The organism is Flavobacterium salilacus subsp. salilacus (genome assembly GCF_004634195.1).
GTDB lineage: Bacteria > Bacteroidota > Bacteroidia > Flavobacteriales > Flavobacteriaceae > Flavobacterium > Flavobacterium salilacus.
The window spans coordinates 526,934-542,333 of the sequence record NZ_SKBP01000001.1; the positions used below are offsets into that span (position 1 = coordinate 526,934).

A 15,400-nucleotide genomic window follows, 5' to 3' on the forward strand; every position below is an offset into this window, starting at 1 on the left:
CTTTTAACTACAAAGCTACAACCAAGTTTTAACAGAAACAAAAAAACACAATTAAGAAAAAAATGTATTTTAGTAGGATAAATTGTAACAATGAAATTTGACGGCAACACTATTGGGCTTACACTTTCCGGCGGAGGCACTAAAGGCATTGCCCATGCAGGAATACTTAAATTTTTTGAAGAAGAAAACATAAAACCTTCGCATATTGCAGGCACCAGCTCCGGGGCTATTGTGGCAGCACTATATGCCTGGGGTAAAAAACCTCATGAAATATTGGAGTTTTTCAAATCTATTTATTTTTTCCACTGGAAACATTTTACCTTCCGCAAAGCGGGGTTTATTGACTCCGGTGCTTTTAAAAACTACTTCGAAGCTATTTTTAAAGATGCCCTGATAGGCGACCTCCCTTACAAAGTGCATATTACCGCTACCAATATCGTATCGGGCAAACTGCATATATTTGGACCTGAGGTAAAAATTATCGATGCCATACTTGCTTCGGCTGCTTTTCCCGGCATTATCAGCCCGTATGAGATAGACGGCAAGCTGTATAGCGATGGCGGCATACTAAACCACTTCCCCTCTGATGTGTTGCAAGGCAGGTGCGAAGTGCTGATAGGGGTATATTTAAGCCCTATACAAAAAATTAAAGCGAGCGACATGAGGAGTATAAAGGCCGTTACCACCAGGGCTTATGACTTGCTTACGGCTAACACGAATATGCAAAAATTCAGCCTTTGCGACTGGGTAATCAGCCCTGACGAATTAGCTCCCTATAATACGTTTGAAACGAACAAAATTAAAATGGGTGAAATTTTCGACATAGGCTATAATGCTGCCAAAAAATCGTATGATGAACTTATAGTATAGGGTTGGTATTACAAAACTCTTTTTCGGAAAACATTTATTACTATATTTGCATCATTCAAGAAAATCCCTATGAAATATAAAAGAATTCTGCTAAAGCTAAGTGGTGAAGCCTTAATGGGCGACAGGCAATATGGTATAGACCCTAAACGACTTGCCGAATATGCTTTGGAAATTAAAGAAATACATGACAAAGGTGTAGAAATTGCCATTGTTATAGGCGGTGGTAACATTTTTAGAGGAGTTGCCGGAGCCAGTAATGGTATGGACAGGGTTCAGGGAGATTATATGGGTATGCTCGCTACCGTAATAAACGGTATGGCGCTGCAAGGAGCACTTGAAGACGCCGGTATGCAAACCCGTTTGCAAACAGCCTTAAAAATCGAAGCTATTGCAGAGCCTTATATAAAAAGAAGAGCAGTACGCCATTTAGAAAAAAGGCGTATCGTAATTTTTGGTGCCGGTACCGGTAACCCCTATTTTACTACAGATACCGCTGCCGTACTGAGAGGTGTAGAAGTAAATGCCGATGTGATACTGAAAGGCACACGTGTAGATGGTATTTATACTGCCGATCCTGAAAAGGATCCCAATGCGGTAAAATATGATACGCTCACTTTTGAAGATGTATTGAGCAAAGGGCTTAATGTAATGGACACCACTGCATTTACATTAAGTCAGGAAAATGAATTGCCTATTATAGTTTTTGATATGAACAAAAAAGGTAATCTTATAAAAGTTTGCGAAGGCGAACCGGTGGGAACTACAGTAAACGTTTAATTTTTTAAAAGTATAATATTTATACTATGGAAGAGATTGATTTTATCTTAGATAGTACAAAGGAGTCGATGAACGGTTCTATAGCGCATCTTGAAAAAGAATTTTTAAATATTCGTGCAGGAAAAGCCAGCCCTGCTATGTTGGGTGGTGTAATGGTAGATTATTACGGTTCACAAACACCGCTTTCGCAGGTAGCGAATATCAACACTCCTGATGCCCGAACTATAACCGTGCAGCCTTGGGAAAAGAACATGCTGCATCCTATTGAAAAAGCCATTATGGTTGCCAACCTTGGTTTTAACCCTATGAATAATGGCGATAACATTATCATCAGCGTACCGCCACTAACGGAGGAACGCAGGAGAGACCTTGTAAAACAAGCCAAAGCTGAAGCTGAAGATGCTAAAATAGGTATAAGAAATGCACGTAAAGATGCTAATACCGAAATAAAAAAACTGGAAAAAGACGGTATGTCTGAAGATGTTTGCAAGAGTGCCGAAGATGAGGTGCAGGAGCTAACCAACAGTTACATAAAAAAAATTGACGAGCTATTATCGCACAAAGAAGCCGAGATAATGAAAGTATAATTTAAAGTCCGCCGTTAAGGCGGATTTTTTATTTATATACTATCTTTGCCGAAACAAATTACCGTTTCTTTCGTTTAGCATAAAAAGGTACATGAAAACCCTTACATTGTTGCTTTTCTTTTTTGGCTTGTCCTGCCAGGCACAATTTACCGTTACAGGCGTTGTAAGGGAAAGTGAGCATAATAACCCCCTGCCCTTTGCCACTATTACTACTGATAAAGGAAAAACACTGGTTGCCGATGTTGACGGTAAATTCAGTACTGATGCTACCGAATGGTTTACCGTAGGCTATATTGGCTATACAGAACAAAAAAGAGCAGTAATACCCGGCAAAAAAAGCTACACTATACTCCTGGCGCAAAGTAATGAGGAGCTTAAAGAAGTAGTCATAGAGCAACACAATAAGGTTAATGCTTTAATAAGAAAAGTAATTTATAAAAAACCAGACAACAACCCCAGAGAAAGACTGGAAAGTTTTCAGTATAAAACTTACAATAAACTACTGGTTACCGCTAACCCGGATTCGATAGTGGGAAAAATTGACTCAATTTATACTTACGAACGATTAGGCAAACGCTTTGATAAATTAGACTCTACCGACTTTAAATTTAAAAAGTTGATAGAGCAAAGACATCTTTATCAAACAGAAAAAGTTTCAGAATTTAAATTCAACAAAAAACAAGGATTAAAAGAAAATGTGCTTGCCACACGCATGGCAGGTTTTAAACAGCCGCTGTATGAAGTAATAGGGCTAACCCTCCAGTCATACTCCGTATACGGCAATAATATAGAACTTGTTGAAACCAAATATGCGGGGCCGTTAGCCGATGATGCCCTTTTCAATTATCAATATAAAATACTCGATACCGTAGCTATAGACGGGCGAAATGTGTATGTAGTATATTTTACCCCGAAAAGAGAAAAGAAAAAGCGAAAACTGGAGGGGCTACTGTATATAGACAGTGAGAATTACGGCATTGCAAAAGCTATTTTCAGAGTAAAAAATGTGCTTGATATTACTTCTACTCACGTATTTAAGCACAACAAAGAATTAAACTTATGGTTTCCTGATGAGAAAAAACTGAAAATTGTAAAAGGAAACAACAAAAATGATATTAAAATACTGGGAGAAACGATAAAGTTTGACGGAACAGATAACAGTAAAAAAACTAATCGTGAAAAAGATGCTTCAGATTATTTATACCTCATTTCAGAGTCCGTTAACTTCGAACAGGAATATAACATTCCTGTAAAAATAAACCATCCCGATGTAGCCATAGAAATAAAAGAAGAAGCCATAAACAGACCGGAAAGCTACTGGAATCGTTACCGTATAGATACTATGGACAACCGGAGCATAGAAACCTATATTGCTCTGGACAGCCTTGTAGCCAAAGAAAACTGGGAGAAAAAAATATTTTTGGGTAAAAAAATAATCAACGGTTATGTACCCTTAGGGATATTTGACCTCGACCTCAGAGACATTATCCGGTATAACAACTACGAAGGGTTCAGGCTGGGCTTGGGCGGTACTACCAACAATAAACTTTCTGAATATTTCAAGGTTAACGGTTATGGTGTGTATGGTACTAAAGATGGGGCTTTTAAATATAGCTTGGGCACGGCGGTGCGAATAGGCAAGTTTTCAAACTCATGGATAGGAGGCTCTTATACAGAGGATGTTCGGGAAATTGCAAGTACATCATTTGCTACTGACAAAAAAACGTTTAAGATATACGACCCTCGCCCTATAAACATCTCTACTTTTTATGGGCACAAAACATGGCAAGCCTACTTAGAGTCTAAATTATTGCCAAAAACCGAGAGCCATTGGCAAATTTCCCACAGTAGCATTGATCCAAAATTCAATTATGTATTCAGCCCCGACGGAAAGACCTACAACCAGTTTAATCTTGCTACGGCTACGGCAGCTATACAATGGAATCCGTTTAGCGATTTTATGCAAACGCCCGCCGGGCGTATAGAGGTAGATAAACGCTTTCCTAAATTTACATTCCAATACACACAGGCTATTGCAGGCATTCTGGATAGCGACCTTACTTTCGGGAAACTCGACTTTAGGGTAGAGATGGAAAAAAATTATCTTAACGGGCAAAAAACATCAGCACTTATACAAACAGGAATTGCCATAGGCGATACGCCCCTTACCCATCTTTACAGTACTTCGCCCAATAACCTTGATAAGGACGGAGTTTTGGAACGGATTACTTTTGCCGGAAAAAACAGTTTTGAAACCATGTATTTTAATGAGTTTTTCTCAAGCCAGTATGCAATAGTACAACTAAAGCATGGCATGAGCCGTTTTACCGTTTTTAATGCCATAAAACTGTCTCCCATGTTCGTTACCCGCTTTGCGTGGGGTAATATGGAAAACAAGGACGAACATGGAGGCATTGAATATAACACCCTTGAAAAAGGATATTATGAAAGCGGTATAGAGTTTAATGAAATTTATAAAGGGCTTGGTTTTACTGCCTTTTACAGATATGGTCCTTATCATTTGCCGCAGCCGGACAGAAATATCTCAATTAAGGTATCTTTTGTATTGAATTTATTTTAATCGGACACAAGCTTTAACCCAATTAAAGAAGCGATTAGCGTAGTGAGGAAAAACAACCGCCAAAAATGCGAAGGCTCCTTAAAAATAAAAATTCCAATCAGTACGGTGCCCACAGCCCCTACGCCCGTCCATACCGCATAAGCGGTGCCTATGGGTAGTGTTTGTGTGGCTTTATATAACAAAAACATACTTATGGCAAGACAGGCAAAAAAGCCTCCCATCCAGTAGGTTGACGTTATCCCTGTTGTTTCTTTAGCTTTCCCGAGGCATGAGGCAAAGCCTACTTCAAACAATCCTGCTATAATGAGTAATAACCAGTTCATTACGCAAATGTAAAGTTTTCCAAATATTACGACTTAATATTTAACTTTTTTGTTGTTTTTAGTACATTTGCAGGCATTTACTACCTCACTACGTTATTATACAAGGCAGGTAGCTGTAATAAAATGATTTAAATTATTTACAATGAAAAACACCAAAGTTAAAGACCTGTTAAACAGCACAAAGCCTATTGACGGCATATTAGTAAAGGGATGGGTTAGAACTTTTAGAAATAACCAGTTTTTGGCTCTCAATGATGGCTCCGTTATACATAATATACAGTGTGTGGTAGATTTTGAAAACACACCTGCCGAAACGCTGAAAAGAATTACCACCGGAGCTGCGGTTTCCATAAACGGTAACCTTGTAGAAAGCAAAGGCTCCGGGCAGCAGTTTGAAATACAGGTAACACAACTTGAAATACTGGGCGACAGCGACCCGGAAAAATATCCTATGCAGCCTAAAAAACACTCTCTTGAGTTTTTAAGAGAAAATGCGCATCTAAGGGTACGCACTAATGTGTTTGGCGCCATTATGAGGGTACGCTCGGTACTGTCATTTGCCGTACATCATTATTTTCAGGACAGAGGGTTTGTATATGTAAACACACCTGTAATTACAGGAAGCGATGCCGAAGGCGCAGGCGAAATGTTTCAGGTTACATCATTACCGCTGGGCAACCCGCCAATGACTGAAGATGGAAAAATAGATTATAAACAAGACTTTTTCGGGAAAGAAACTAACCTTACCGTATCAGGACAGCTTGAGGCAGAAACATTTGCTATGGCGCTGGGGCAGGTATATACCTTTGGCCCTACCTTTCGTGCAGAGAACAGCAATACCTCACGCCACCTTGCCGAGTTTTGGATGATAGAGCCCGAGGTTGCTTTTAACGATCTTGATGCCAACATGGACTTGGCAGAAGATTTTATAAAATACGTTATCCGTTACGCATTAGAGAAATGTCCTGAAGATTTGACTTTCCTTGACCAAAGGCTTAAAGATGAAGAAAAGAACAAACCGGAGGCAGAGCGCAGCGAAATGAGCCTTTTGGAAAAATTACGATTTGTTCTGGAAAACAACTTTAAGCGTGTAAGCTATACCGAAGCTATTGACATACTGAGAAACTCTAAGCCAAACAAAAAGAAGAAATTCAACTATATTATTGAAGAATGGGGTGCTGACTTACAGAGTGAGCATGAGCGCTACCTTGTGGAAAAACACTTTAAATCGCCCGTAATATTATTTGATTATCCTGCCAAAATTAAAGCTTTTTACATGAGGCTTAATGATGATGAGAAAACGGTACGCGCTATGGATATTCTTTTCCCGGGTATCGGCGAAATTGTAGGCGGTTCGCAAAGAGAAGAACGTCTTGATGTACTGCAACAAAAAATAGCCGAGCTTGGTATTGACGAAGAGGAGCTATGGTGGTATTTAGATACGCGCCGTTTTGGTAGTGCAGTACACAGCGGTTTCGGGCTTGGTTTCGAACGCCTTGTATTGTTTGTAACGGGTATGGGTAACATTCGTGATGTGATACCTTTTCCAAGAACACCGCAAAACGCAGAATTTTAAAAAAATAAAAAAAGGGCTTTATTGTATAAAAGCCCTTTTTTGCATCTGCCGGGATATAAAAACTAAAACTATTTCCTGAATATCCTAAACAGGGCTATTCCACCATCGTCAAAGGTTGCTTTTACAAAATAATTCCCCGGCTGTAAAGCTGTAAAATCTATAAAGCTATTAGTATCCGTATTTTTTTCCAGCACTGTCTGACCTAATACATTGATCACTTTCAGAGTTACAATATTTTTTTCCGAACGGATATTCAATATGTCATTCACAGGGTTTGGGTAATATACTAATTGATCTTTGACTGCTGTCTCTACACTCATAGTTAAAGACCCAAATTGGAGGTCGCCAATTAATTCACCTGAATCATTCACGTTTTTTACTTCAACCCACCCAATCGGTTCCGTGCTTATTACACCATAAAAAGCACTGTAAGAAACCGTTTGATCATAAATCAGATTACTGTTCTTATCGTACACCTTATAATTAAAATCGTCATTATTATCAATGTGTAATGAATGACCTACTGCATATACATCTTCTTCACCGGTAAAAGTGATAATTGTAACCTCAGCTCCGCTATTTGCTCCAAGTCTCGGAGTTGTATTTGCAGAAGGAAGGAAATCAGCAGGAAGAAAAACAATCGGACTGTCGTTTGATGCCGAAAGTTCAAATCCGGGTATTACTTGTCCTGCCGTAAAGCAATCATCTCCCCCATTACTAACCACCATTCCGCAAATAGCCGGTTCATTAGGTCCTGTTAAAAAAGCTTCTGTTTCAAGCTCCCCTTCAAAATCACTTTGAAAGGAATCAAGGTTAGTGTAAGGAGTAACTTGCGCGAATAATTTTAAAGAAAGGATAAAAGAAGTAAAGATTAAAGTAATTTTTTTCATACTGATCTTTTTTATTTGGTTAATAATAGTCAGGATAAAAGTAAGTGCATTTGTATGGCAAAAAAAATGTATTACTTTTAAAATCCCTGATTTTTTAAGTCTAAAAACCCGTTAAAACAGATAAAAATCAAAACATTACACACAACCCTCATAATTTCTTACCCCTGGTTATTGCAGCCTGTTTTAAAAAGGCGGAAGGCGATATTCCGGTTATACTTTTGAAAACAGTAGCAAAAGCGCTATGCGAACTAAAGCCGCACGTTTCGGCAAGATAGCTGATCTTATAATTAAGATATTCGGGATTGGAATGAATCAGGCTACAGATATAATTAATGCGAAGCCCATTTATATATGCGTTAAAATTTTTGCCTTTCTCCCTATTTATAATTTCTGAGAGGTAGCTCGTGTTGGTTTTAAATTGTACTGCAAGTGTAGCAATAGTGAGTTTTGCGTTTGTGAATCTTGTGGAGTTTTCAAATTGCTTGAGCTTATTTAAAATATCCTGTTCAACAGAAGGCATAATTGAAAGATGGGATTCAGGAACTGTTTCAGGCTCAACAACATTAGTCAGAGGTATTATAAGCCTGCTCTCCAAATTATCTATTATCGATTTGTAAATGGACTGCTCCTTCTTTTTCTTCCTGTATAGTATAAAAATATAAATACCGCTTGCCACTATAGCCAAAAGAGCACCTCCAATAAACAAATAGCTTTCCTTCCTCGATTCTGAAATAATTTCATATTGCTCAGCATTGAAAACGGTGTTGATGGCATTCAGGTCTTCACTTTTCACTAAGGGAGTTAAGGTCAGGTATTTTTCATTATAAAGTGCATAATTCGACATATCGCCAATAGCCTTATAATTACTTGAAAGCTTCAAATATACTGATGACTGTAATTCAGGGATATTGAAATTTTTGTCTTTCAGCATTACTTGTAAGGTGTCAATAGCACGGCGATAACTGCCTTTTGCTGTATAGGCTTCAGAAAGGTCGTTATAAATAAGGTATTTTAAATTCGGGTACAGCGTATCATTAACAATCAGGGCTTTATTAAGGTATATTTCTGCAGAATCAGGCTCATTAAAGTGTAAAAATGACTTGCCGTAATTGTGCAGCAACGATTTATAATAAAAAGGAGTATTTGCTGCCTGTGATTTTAAAGTTTTACGAAACTCCTCTATAGATAGTTTATAATTATCATTTGCCTGTTTATACTCTTTATTGTTAAAGTAAAAATTGCCCTGCTCATTATATAAAAAAGCTGTGATACTGCTTCTTTTTTCACCAATGGGCAATTTTTCTGTTTCTTTCCACGCATCCTGAAGGTACATCATTGCTTTTTCGTTCAGATTGAGTGATGTATAAAGGCTGGCGATAGTAACATATACTTTTGTTATAAGTTCAGCATCACCTATATCTTTTGCAATCTTTTTGGCGCGGAATAAGTACTTAATTGATTTTTCTTTATCGCCTTTTGTTGCATAGGAAGAGATAATAATCCCTAAAAAATAGTATTTCTTTTCATCAGAATCAGTATGAGCTATAAGATACTCGCCCAGTTTTACAATCTCATCCGTATCATTTCTATTCATCCTTACCAAAACCTGTTCAAGACTATCAATCTTTCTTTGAGGCACAGCTTGGGAATATGCCGAAACAGCAATTAACAGGAAAATAAATTGAGCAATCAGAATTTTCAATGGCAGGGGTATTAAGCAGATTATATCTTGCTAAAATAATCATTTAACGCAATAAATTAAGGAACAGCATCCAATAAAGCCATTACAGCGCATTTTTATAATTTTATCCAAAAACGCATCAATTATTATGCCTGTTTTTGTATTTTTATACTGGAAAACCACCCAATTATATATGCTTAAACAGAACTTACAATTAAAGCTATCTCAAAAGTTATCTCCACAGCAAATCCAACTGATGAAGTTGATACAATTGCCTACGCAGGCATTTGAGCAACGCCTGAAAGAAGAAATGGTGGAGAACCCCGCTTTGGAAAGCGGGAAGGAAGACGAGTATGAAACGGATGAATTTACCGCAGACGAGTTTGACGACTATGATGATTATGATAACGAAAGGATTGATGCTGATGAGATAAATATTGACGAATATCTTAGCGACGACGAAATACCTAACTATAAAACCCAAGCCAATAACTATAGTGATGATGACGAAGACAGGACTATGCCTTTTGCGGCACAGGTTAGTTTTCATCAAAGCCTTACAGAGCAGCTAAATACTTTTATACTTAGTGAAAACGAAAGGGATATAGCCGAGTTTCTTGTGGGAAGTATTGACGATATGGGTTATATTCGTCGCAGTATCCCCGAAATTGTAGATGATATGGCGTTTACTCAGGGTATTTATACCGATGAGAAAACGGTAGAAAACATACTGCACGTTATCCATCAGTTAGAGCCGGCAGGTGTAGGCGCACGCGACTTGCAGGAATGCCTGCTGCTGCAACTGAAACATAAAACTCCTACTGAACCGATAGACCTTGCTATAAACATACTGGAAAATCAGTTTGATGCTTTTACCAAAAAGCATTATGACAAGCTGATGCAAAAGTTTGACATAAGCGAAGACCAGTTGCGCAAGGCTATTGATGAGATTGAGAGGCTAAACCCGAAACCCGGCGGATCTTATGATAATAACAGTAAAACTGTAGAACACGTAGTACCCGATTTTGCCATTAAAATAAGGGATGGCGAACTGGAGCTTACACTTAATGGCAGGAATGCACCGGAGCTTCATGTATCTAAAGATTATCAGGAAATGCTTCAAAGCTATAAACATTCCAGAGAGAAATCGAATGCGCAAAAAGATGCGGTACAATTTATAAAACAAAAACTCGACTCTGCCAAGTGGTTTATAGATGCCATCAAGCAACGACAGGAAACCTTGTATGTAACCATGAATGCCATAATGCACTATCAGGAAGAATATTTTTTGGATGGCGATGAGGCGAAGCTAAAGCCCATGATACTTAAAGATATTGCCGACCTTGTTGGGTTGGATATTTCTACAGTATCGCGTGTGGCAAACAGTAAGTATGTAGATACTCCTTATGGTACTAAACTGATAAAAGAATTTTTCTCGGAAGCCATGAAAAATGATCAGGGTGAGGATGTATCGACTATAGAAATTAAAAAAATACTACAAAACGTTATTGAAGAGGAAGACAAAAGAAAACCGCTTCCTGACGACAAGCTTGCCGAAATACTGAAAGACAAGGGCTACCCGATAGCCCGGAGAACTATCGCAAAATACAGGGAACAACTGGATATACCTGTAGCAAGGATGCGAAAGAAAATATAGAGCATGAAAAAACTCCTTCTTTTCTTTTCGTATGCTTTTAACCCGCTGCTTATTCCACTATATGCTACCTTGTTTTATTTCCTGGTAACGCAAAATTATTTTTATAAGCACGAAATTTATCTTGTATTTATACAAGTGCTTATATTAACCATGCTGTTGCCCATATCATTATTTTATCTTTTACGTTCGTTGGGGCTTATACGTACCAAAATGCTGATTGATAAAAAAGAGCGCAAACTTCCGTTAGCGTTTTATGCTGTGCTGCTGCTGGTATTAATAAAACACAGTTTTTCCGTATTGGTTATACATGAACTGTATTATTATTTTTTGGGCAGCCTTATCAGTATAATGATTGCTTTAACCCTGATACTTTTTAAACAGAAAATAAGCCTTCATGTAATGGGGATATCCTCATTAACGGTATTTGTAATAAGCATATCGGCATATTACCATATCTCTTTTCTCTACCTCATCGCTTTTTTAATACTGTCTTCGGGGCTTGTCGCTTCTTCACGATTACAGGAAAAAGAGCATTCGCTGAGCGGCATTTTTTTGGGCAGCATTGCAGGTATATTACCTCAGGTATTATTATGGTTTGTATGGCTGCTTTAGGTATAATTAAAACACACTAAGGGGCTGCCTCAAAAGTACTTAAATAAGCATTTTTGAGGCAGCCTCTTTTGTATCATCACTAAGCTTTAATGAGCTGTTAAGCCTCTAATATTGCAATCATCTTTTCTGCAACACCTTTTGCCGAAGCAGGATTTTGTCCGGTTACTATATTACCATCAGCGATACTGTTTGCAGACCATGGTGCTGCCGCATGAAATATAGCTCCCTGACGGGTAAGAGCCGTTTGCAAATCAAATGGCACATCTGCTTTGGCATACTTATCTTCTTCTTCCGAAGTAAACGAAGCTATGTTTTTACCGTTTACAAGATAGGTGCCATCGCTAAGCTTTACATTAAGCAACGATACGGGACCGTGACACACAGCGCCCACTACTGCATTGCGCTCATAAGTTTCTTTAATTACTTGTTTAAGTTGTGGGTTTTCGGGCATATCAACCATTGGGGCAAGACCGCCGGGAATAAAAATAGCATCATAAGCGCTTACATCTATATCCGACAGTTTTACTGCTTTTTGCATGCTTTCCCATCCCTTACCTGTTAAAAAAGCAAGGTTATCCGGGTCATCAGCAAGGTTAAGGGCATCAAGATACGGAGTATCTCCGGTAAGGCTGGCAAAGTCTATTTGATAGTTTGCTTTGTCAAATTCGGCATAAGGGTGTGCCACTTCAGGTAAAAAAGTACCTGTTCTTCTGTTGTTTGGTCCAATTCCATTGGCATTCGAAACAATAATTAAAACGTTTTTCATGATATAAAAATTTACAGATTAATAATAAGTTGCTGTTTAATAGATTTGTTTTACGATAGTCAGCTCACGGGTTTCGAGGTGAGGTATTATTTTTTTAAACACGATGTTCTGATAATGCTCAGAAAGCTTGTGTGCGTTTAAAGCCTCTTCATCCGCATAGCGTTCATGCAGTATTAGCTCGTTCGGGTTGTTTTCTGACCGGTAAATGTTGTACAGGATATTTCCTTCTTCGTTTCGGGTTTTTTCAACCAGTTCAGGCAACAGGCTCAAAATTTCGTCTCTTTCACTCTCCCTGATGTTCCATTTTACTAAAAGTTCTTTTTCCATGATTTTGTATCTTTATCGGGTTACTATTTCCTTTTATTTTATACTCCAAAGTTCCGTTGTTATCCCTACTTAAAAATTGATGTATGATAATAAATGAGATAACTTAAAAGAGGGCTAAGCAATAAAAAAGGATGGTAAATACCATCCTTTTTTATAAATGCTTTTTATTTCGATAAATTTATTTCTTAGCCAATTCCTTCCTCACCCTGCTAAGGCTTTCGGTAGTAATACCCAGATAGGAAGCAAGATGATAGTTTTTTATATGCTGCTCAATGTTGGGATAGGCTTTTAAAAACCTAAGGTATTTCTCTTCGGCAGTGAGAGCCAAATCGCTCAATATTCTTTTTTGGAAACTGGCAAAAAAGCGTTCCATTTTTATCCTGAAAAAACTTTCAACCTGAGGTACTTGCTTATACAACAGCTCCATATCCTCTTTTGAAATTTTATAGATAATCGAGTCTTTAACGCAATCTATATAAAACATAGAAAGCCCTCCCGTAAAAAAAGCAGTATAATCGCTAATCCACCAATCGTTAACGGCAAATTGCATGGTGTATTCTTTACCGATTTCCGAAATGAAATAGGTGCGCAAACAACCGTCACAAACAAAATACTGATACGGTACAGGTTGCCCCGGCAATAACAGTATCTCGCCTTTTTTAGGATAAATTTCCTCAAATTTTTCTTCTACAATTGCAAGTTCGCTTTCAGAAAAATTAATCTCTTTAAAAATATCCTTAACAGTACATTTTTGCATCGTAATGTGATTTAACTTACATAAATCAGGAGAGTTACAGTATATAAAAAATAAGTCCTAAACTTACCGTGTTGAGGTTTATTTTCTGCCCATCATCATTCAGCCTTGCTTCTTGTTTGTATAAAGGTGTTATACCATAATAGGCATATAAGTTCCAAGTATTCCAGCCTGCAGAAATATAGGCACCGTAAACAATACTATTAAGGTCGCCATTGCTTTTTACTTTTGTACTTCCTCCTGAAAGTGGGTAGTATTGGGCTTTATCAGCAAAAAGATAACTTATCTTAAAACCTGTATAAACACGCCAAAATTTATGGCTGACGTCATCAGAGTTACGCCAGCGTAATTCTATAGGCAATTCGAGGTAATGGAGTACTTGCTTATTTTTGTCAAAATCGGCAGCATCTTCCTGTTCATAAAATACCGCCCCGGCACTTTCGGTTACTTTAAGGTCATGTTTTATGTTATAATAAGCATACCCCAGTCCCACAGCTATAGCATACGTTCTTTTTTCGTTAATTGGCATATCTCGTAAAAAACCCATAGTCAATCCGGTAGAAACAGAGTTTTGGTCGTAACCGTCAGGCTTATTTTGCATAAGCACATAGGATATCGAAGCATAAAACTGGTCTTCTCTATACAAGGGGTCAGGCTTAACAGTAATGCTATCGGTTTTTTCCTCAGCTACTTCGTCAATGTTTTGAGCAAATGAAGTACTGATAACAAAACCGAGCATAAATATAAATAGTGACCGCATAGTAGTATATAACCGTTAGTAGTACAAAGATGCAAAAGTTTACCTATACTTTATTACTGACTGCCTATCTTTTTCGCCGGCAACAACCATTATGCCTTTATGCATCACTCAATGGCAGCATCCTTCGGATTAGCTGTATTAGGTTCTGCTAACGATACCCTTGTTCTGGGTAAACTCTCAGGATAATTTTTTTGCAGGTACTCTATAAGCTTTTCTCTTACATATACACGCAAGTCCCACGATATTGAGGAGTCGGCAGAGCTCATCAGGGCACGTATCTCCATAACATCTGCCTTAGCATCGGTAACCTGCAATACGTTTACTTTACCATCCCACAAGTCAGAGCCTTCCAAAAGACGAGTAAGCTCTTCGCGCAGCTTATCTATAGGAACACGAAAATCGGTATAAATAAAAACTGTTCCCAAAATTTCGGCAGTACTCCTTGTCCAGTTCTGGAAAGGTTTTTCTATAAAATAGGTAGTTGGCACTACCAGCCTGCGTTTATCCCAAATACTTATTACTACATAGGTAAGCGTAATTTCTTCTACACGCCCCCACTCGCCTTCTACAATCAGTACATCATCTAACCGTATGGGTTGTGTTATCGCTATTTGTATTCCTGCCAGCAGTGTACCCAATGCTTTTTGTGCCGAAAAACCAATAATGATACCGGCAATACCTGCCGATGCCAAAACACTTGCGCCTACGGCACGGATGCTCTCAAAACTCATAAGGGCAATACCTATGGCAAGCACAATAATAATAAATACCGCTACCCGCTCCAGTATGTTAAACTGGGTATATACCCGCCTTGCATTTAAGTTGTCCGAAGCGGTAATATCATACTTTCGTATAAGCCTTGTTTTTGTAACCCGGAGTACAATAATTAAAAACCATGTTATGCTTATTATAAACAGCAATGTACCTATGTGCCCGATAATGCTTAATTGAGGCTCTGCAAAAATATTGCTCGACACGCCTATACGTAATACTAAGGCAATTATAAACAGAATAAGCGGAACTTTAATGCGGTGTGCAAAGTTGACGGGTAGTATATTTTTAGGATTTTTGCCTATTTTATTTAAAACAAAAAATACTACTGCAAATGTAATTATGAGCCCCAATGCTCCAAAAATGATGTATCTGATAAGACCGGGGGCTATAGCTATAAAATTCATAGTAAGGTATTTATGGTTTTAACCCTAAAGTTATAAAATCAAATCGGTGTATTACTGCAAT

General features: G+C 38.1%; 15 protein-coding genes. 7 read left to right on the forward strand and 8 right to left on the reverse strand.

Annotated elements, in window-relative coordinates; all coding sequences use genetic code 11:
• Positions 1 to 90 precede the first annotated feature (90 nt).
• From E0W68_RS02555 to E0W68_RS02570, 4 genes are all read left to right on the forward strand, one after another.
• A complete protein-coding gene (locus E0W68_RS02555) occupies positions 91 to 870 on the forward strand; it encodes a patatin-like phospholipase family protein (protein WP_135217830.1) in 780 nt (259 codons plus the stop codon).
• Positions 871 to 939: 69 nt separating this feature from the next.
• A complete protein-coding gene (gene pyrH, locus E0W68_RS02560) occupies positions 940 to 1,647 on the forward strand; it encodes a UMP kinase (RefSeq protein ID WP_135217831.1) in 708 nt (235 codons plus the stop codon).
• Positions 1,648 to 1,673: 26 nt separating this feature from the next.
• On the forward strand, positions 1,674 to 2,234 hold the full coding sequence (gene frr / locus E0W68_RS02565) for a ribosome recycling factor (RefSeq protein ID WP_135217832.1): 561 nt from the start codon (positions 1,674 to 1,676) through the stop codon (positions 2,232 to 2,234).
• A gap of 91 nt (positions 2,235 to 2,325) precedes the next feature.
• A complete protein-coding gene (locus E0W68_RS02570) occupies positions 2,326 to 4,815 on the forward strand; it encodes a DUF5686 family protein (protein ID WP_135217833.1) in 2,490 nt (829 codons plus the stop codon).
• On the opposite strand, the gene E0W68_RS02575 is transcribed toward E0W68_RS02570, so the two are convergent.
• Positions 4,812 to 5,138: a DMT family transporter gene (locus E0W68_RS02575; protein ID WP_135217834.1), complete on the reverse strand. Its 327-nt coding sequence runs from the start codon at positions 5,136 to 5,138 to the stop codon at positions 4,812 to 4,814. The genes E0W68_RS02570 and E0W68_RS02575 overlap by 4 nt on opposite strands.
• A 142-nt stretch (positions 5,139 to 5,280) precedes the next feature.
• Between E0W68_RS02575 and asnS the strand changes: the two genes are divergently transcribed.
• Complete coding sequence (gene asnS / locus E0W68_RS02580; protein WP_135217835.1) at positions 5,281 to 6,714, forward strand: asparagine--tRNA ligase; 1,434 nt, start codon at positions 5,281 to 5,283, stop codon at positions 6,712 to 6,714.
• A gap of 68 nt (positions 6,715 to 6,782) precedes the next feature.
• Here the strand turns inward: asnS and E0W68_RS02585 are convergent, their stop codons facing one another.
• Both E0W68_RS02585 and E0W68_RS02590 read right to left on the reverse strand, forming a co-directional pair.
• Complete coding sequence (locus E0W68_RS02585) at positions 6,783 to 7,604, reverse strand: T9SS type A sorting domain-containing protein (RefSeq protein WP_135217836.1); 822 nt, start codon at positions 7,602 to 7,604, stop codon at positions 6,783 to 6,785.
• Between the two features lie 148 nt (positions 7,605 to 7,752).
• A complete protein-coding gene (locus tag E0W68_RS02590) occupies positions 7,753 to 9,306 on the reverse strand; it encodes a helix-turn-helix domain-containing protein (RefSeq protein WP_135217837.1) in 1,554 nt (517 codons plus the stop codon).
• Between the two features lie 172 nt (positions 9,307 to 9,478).
• Here E0W68_RS02590 and rpoN point away from each other — a divergent pair, with 172 nt between their 5' ends.
• Together rpoN and E0W68_RS02600 are read left to right on the forward strand one after the other, a co-directional pair.
• Positions 9,479 to 10,942, forward strand: coding sequence for an RNA polymerase factor sigma-54 (rpoN, locus tag E0W68_RS02595; protein ID WP_135217838.1), 1,464 nt, complete (start codon positions 9,479 to 9,481; stop codon positions 10,940 to 10,942).
• 3 nt (positions 10,943 to 10,945) lie between these two features.
• Positions 10,946 to 11,554, forward strand: a complete 609-nt coding sequence (locus E0W68_RS02600; RefSeq protein WP_135217839.1) for a hypothetical protein — start codon at positions 10,946 to 10,948, stop codon at positions 11,552 to 11,554.
• 97 nt (positions 11,555 to 11,651) lie between these two features.
• Here E0W68_RS02600 and E0W68_RS02605 read toward each other — a convergent pair whose 3' ends face one another.
• The 5 genes from E0W68_RS02605 to E0W68_RS02625 all read right to left on the reverse strand — a co-directional run bounded on the left by E0W68_RS02605 (position 11,652) and on the right by E0W68_RS02625 (position 15,339).
• Positions 11,652 to 12,320: a type 1 glutamine amidotransferase domain-containing protein gene (locus E0W68_RS02605; RefSeq protein ID WP_205435312.1), complete on the reverse strand. Its 669-nt coding sequence runs from the start codon at positions 12,318 to 12,320 to the stop codon at positions 11,652 to 11,654.
• 36 nt (positions 12,321 to 12,356) lie between these two features.
• Positions 12,357 to 12,647 carry a putative quinol monooxygenase gene (locus E0W68_RS02610; RefSeq protein WP_135217841.1) on the reverse strand — a complete coding sequence of 97 codons (291 nt, stop codon included), beginning with the start codon at positions 12,645 to 12,647 and terminating at the stop codon, positions 12,357 to 12,359.
• A gap of 178 nt (positions 12,648 to 12,825) precedes the next feature.
• A complete protein-coding gene (locus E0W68_RS02615) occupies positions 12,826 to 13,404 on the reverse strand; it encodes a Crp/Fnr family transcriptional regulator (protein ID WP_135217842.1) in 579 nt (192 codons plus the stop codon).
• 34 nt (positions 13,405 to 13,438) lie between these two features.
• Entirely contained in the window at positions 13,439 to 14,161 is a 723-nt protein-coding gene (locus E0W68_RS02620; protein WP_135217843.1) for a porin family protein, read from the reverse strand.
• Between the two features lie 104 nt (positions 14,162 to 14,265).
• Entirely contained in the window at positions 14,266 to 15,339 is a 1,074-nt protein-coding gene (locus tag E0W68_RS02625; RefSeq protein ID WP_135217844.1) for a mechanosensitive ion channel family protein, read from the reverse strand.
• Positions 15,340 to 15,400 lie beyond the last annotated feature (61 nt).

Excerpts from the sequence above, each read along its gene's own strand:
- E0W68_RS02585 (WP_135217836.1), bottom strand. The coding sequence starts at position 7,604 with ATGAAAAAAATTACTTTAATCTTTACTTCTTTTATCCTTTCTTTAAAA.
- E0W68_RS02555 (WP_135217830.1), top strand. The coding sequence starts at position 91 with ATGAAATTTGACGGCAACACTATTGGGCTTACACTTTCCGGCGGAGGC.
- asnS (WP_135217835.1), top strand. The coding sequence starts at position 5,281 with ATGAAAAACACCAAAGTTAAAGACCTGTTAAACAGCACAAAGCCTATT.
- E0W68_RS02570 (WP_135217833.1), top strand. The coding sequence starts at position 2,326 with ATGAAAACCCTTACATTGTTGCTTTTCTTTTTTGGCTTGTCCTGCCAG.
- E0W68_RS02610 (WP_135217841.1), bottom strand. The coding sequence starts at position 12,647 with ATGGAAAAAGAACTTTTAGTAAAATGGAACATCAGGGAGAGTGAAAGA.
- E0W68_RS02600 (WP_135217839.1), top strand. The coding sequence starts at position 10,946 with ATGAAAAAACTCCTTCTTTTCTTTTCGTATGCTTTTAACCCGCTGCTT.
- E0W68_RS02620 (WP_135217843.1), bottom strand. The coding sequence starts at position 14,161 with ATGCGGTCACTATTTATATTTATGCTCGGTTTTGTTATCAGTACTTCA.
- rpoN (WP_135217838.1), top strand. The coding sequence starts at position 9,479 with ATGCTTAAACAGAACTTACAATTAAAGCTATCTCAAAAGTTATCTCCA.
- frr (WP_135217832.1), top strand. The coding sequence starts at position 1,674 with ATGGAAGAGATTGATTTTATCTTAGATAGTACAAAGGAGTCGATGAAC.
- E0W68_RS02605 (WP_205435312.1), bottom strand. The coding sequence starts at position 12,320 with ATGAAAAACGTTTTAATTATTGTTTCGAATGCCAATGGAATTGGACCA.
- pyrH (WP_135217831.1), top strand. The coding sequence starts at position 940 with ATGAAATATAAAAGAATTCTGCTAAAGCTAAGTGGTGAAGCCTTAATG.
- E0W68_RS02625 (WP_135217844.1), bottom strand. The coding sequence starts at position 15,339 with ATGAATTTTATAGCTATAGCCCCCGGTCTTATCAGATACATCATTTTT.
- E0W68_RS02575 (WP_135217834.1), bottom strand. The coding sequence starts at position 5,138 with ATGAACTGGTTATTACTCATTATAGCAGGATTGTTTGAAGTAGGCTTT.
- E0W68_RS02615 (WP_135217842.1), bottom strand. The coding sequence starts at position 13,404 with ATGCAAAAATGTACTGTTAAGGATATTTTTAAAGAGATTAATTTTTCT.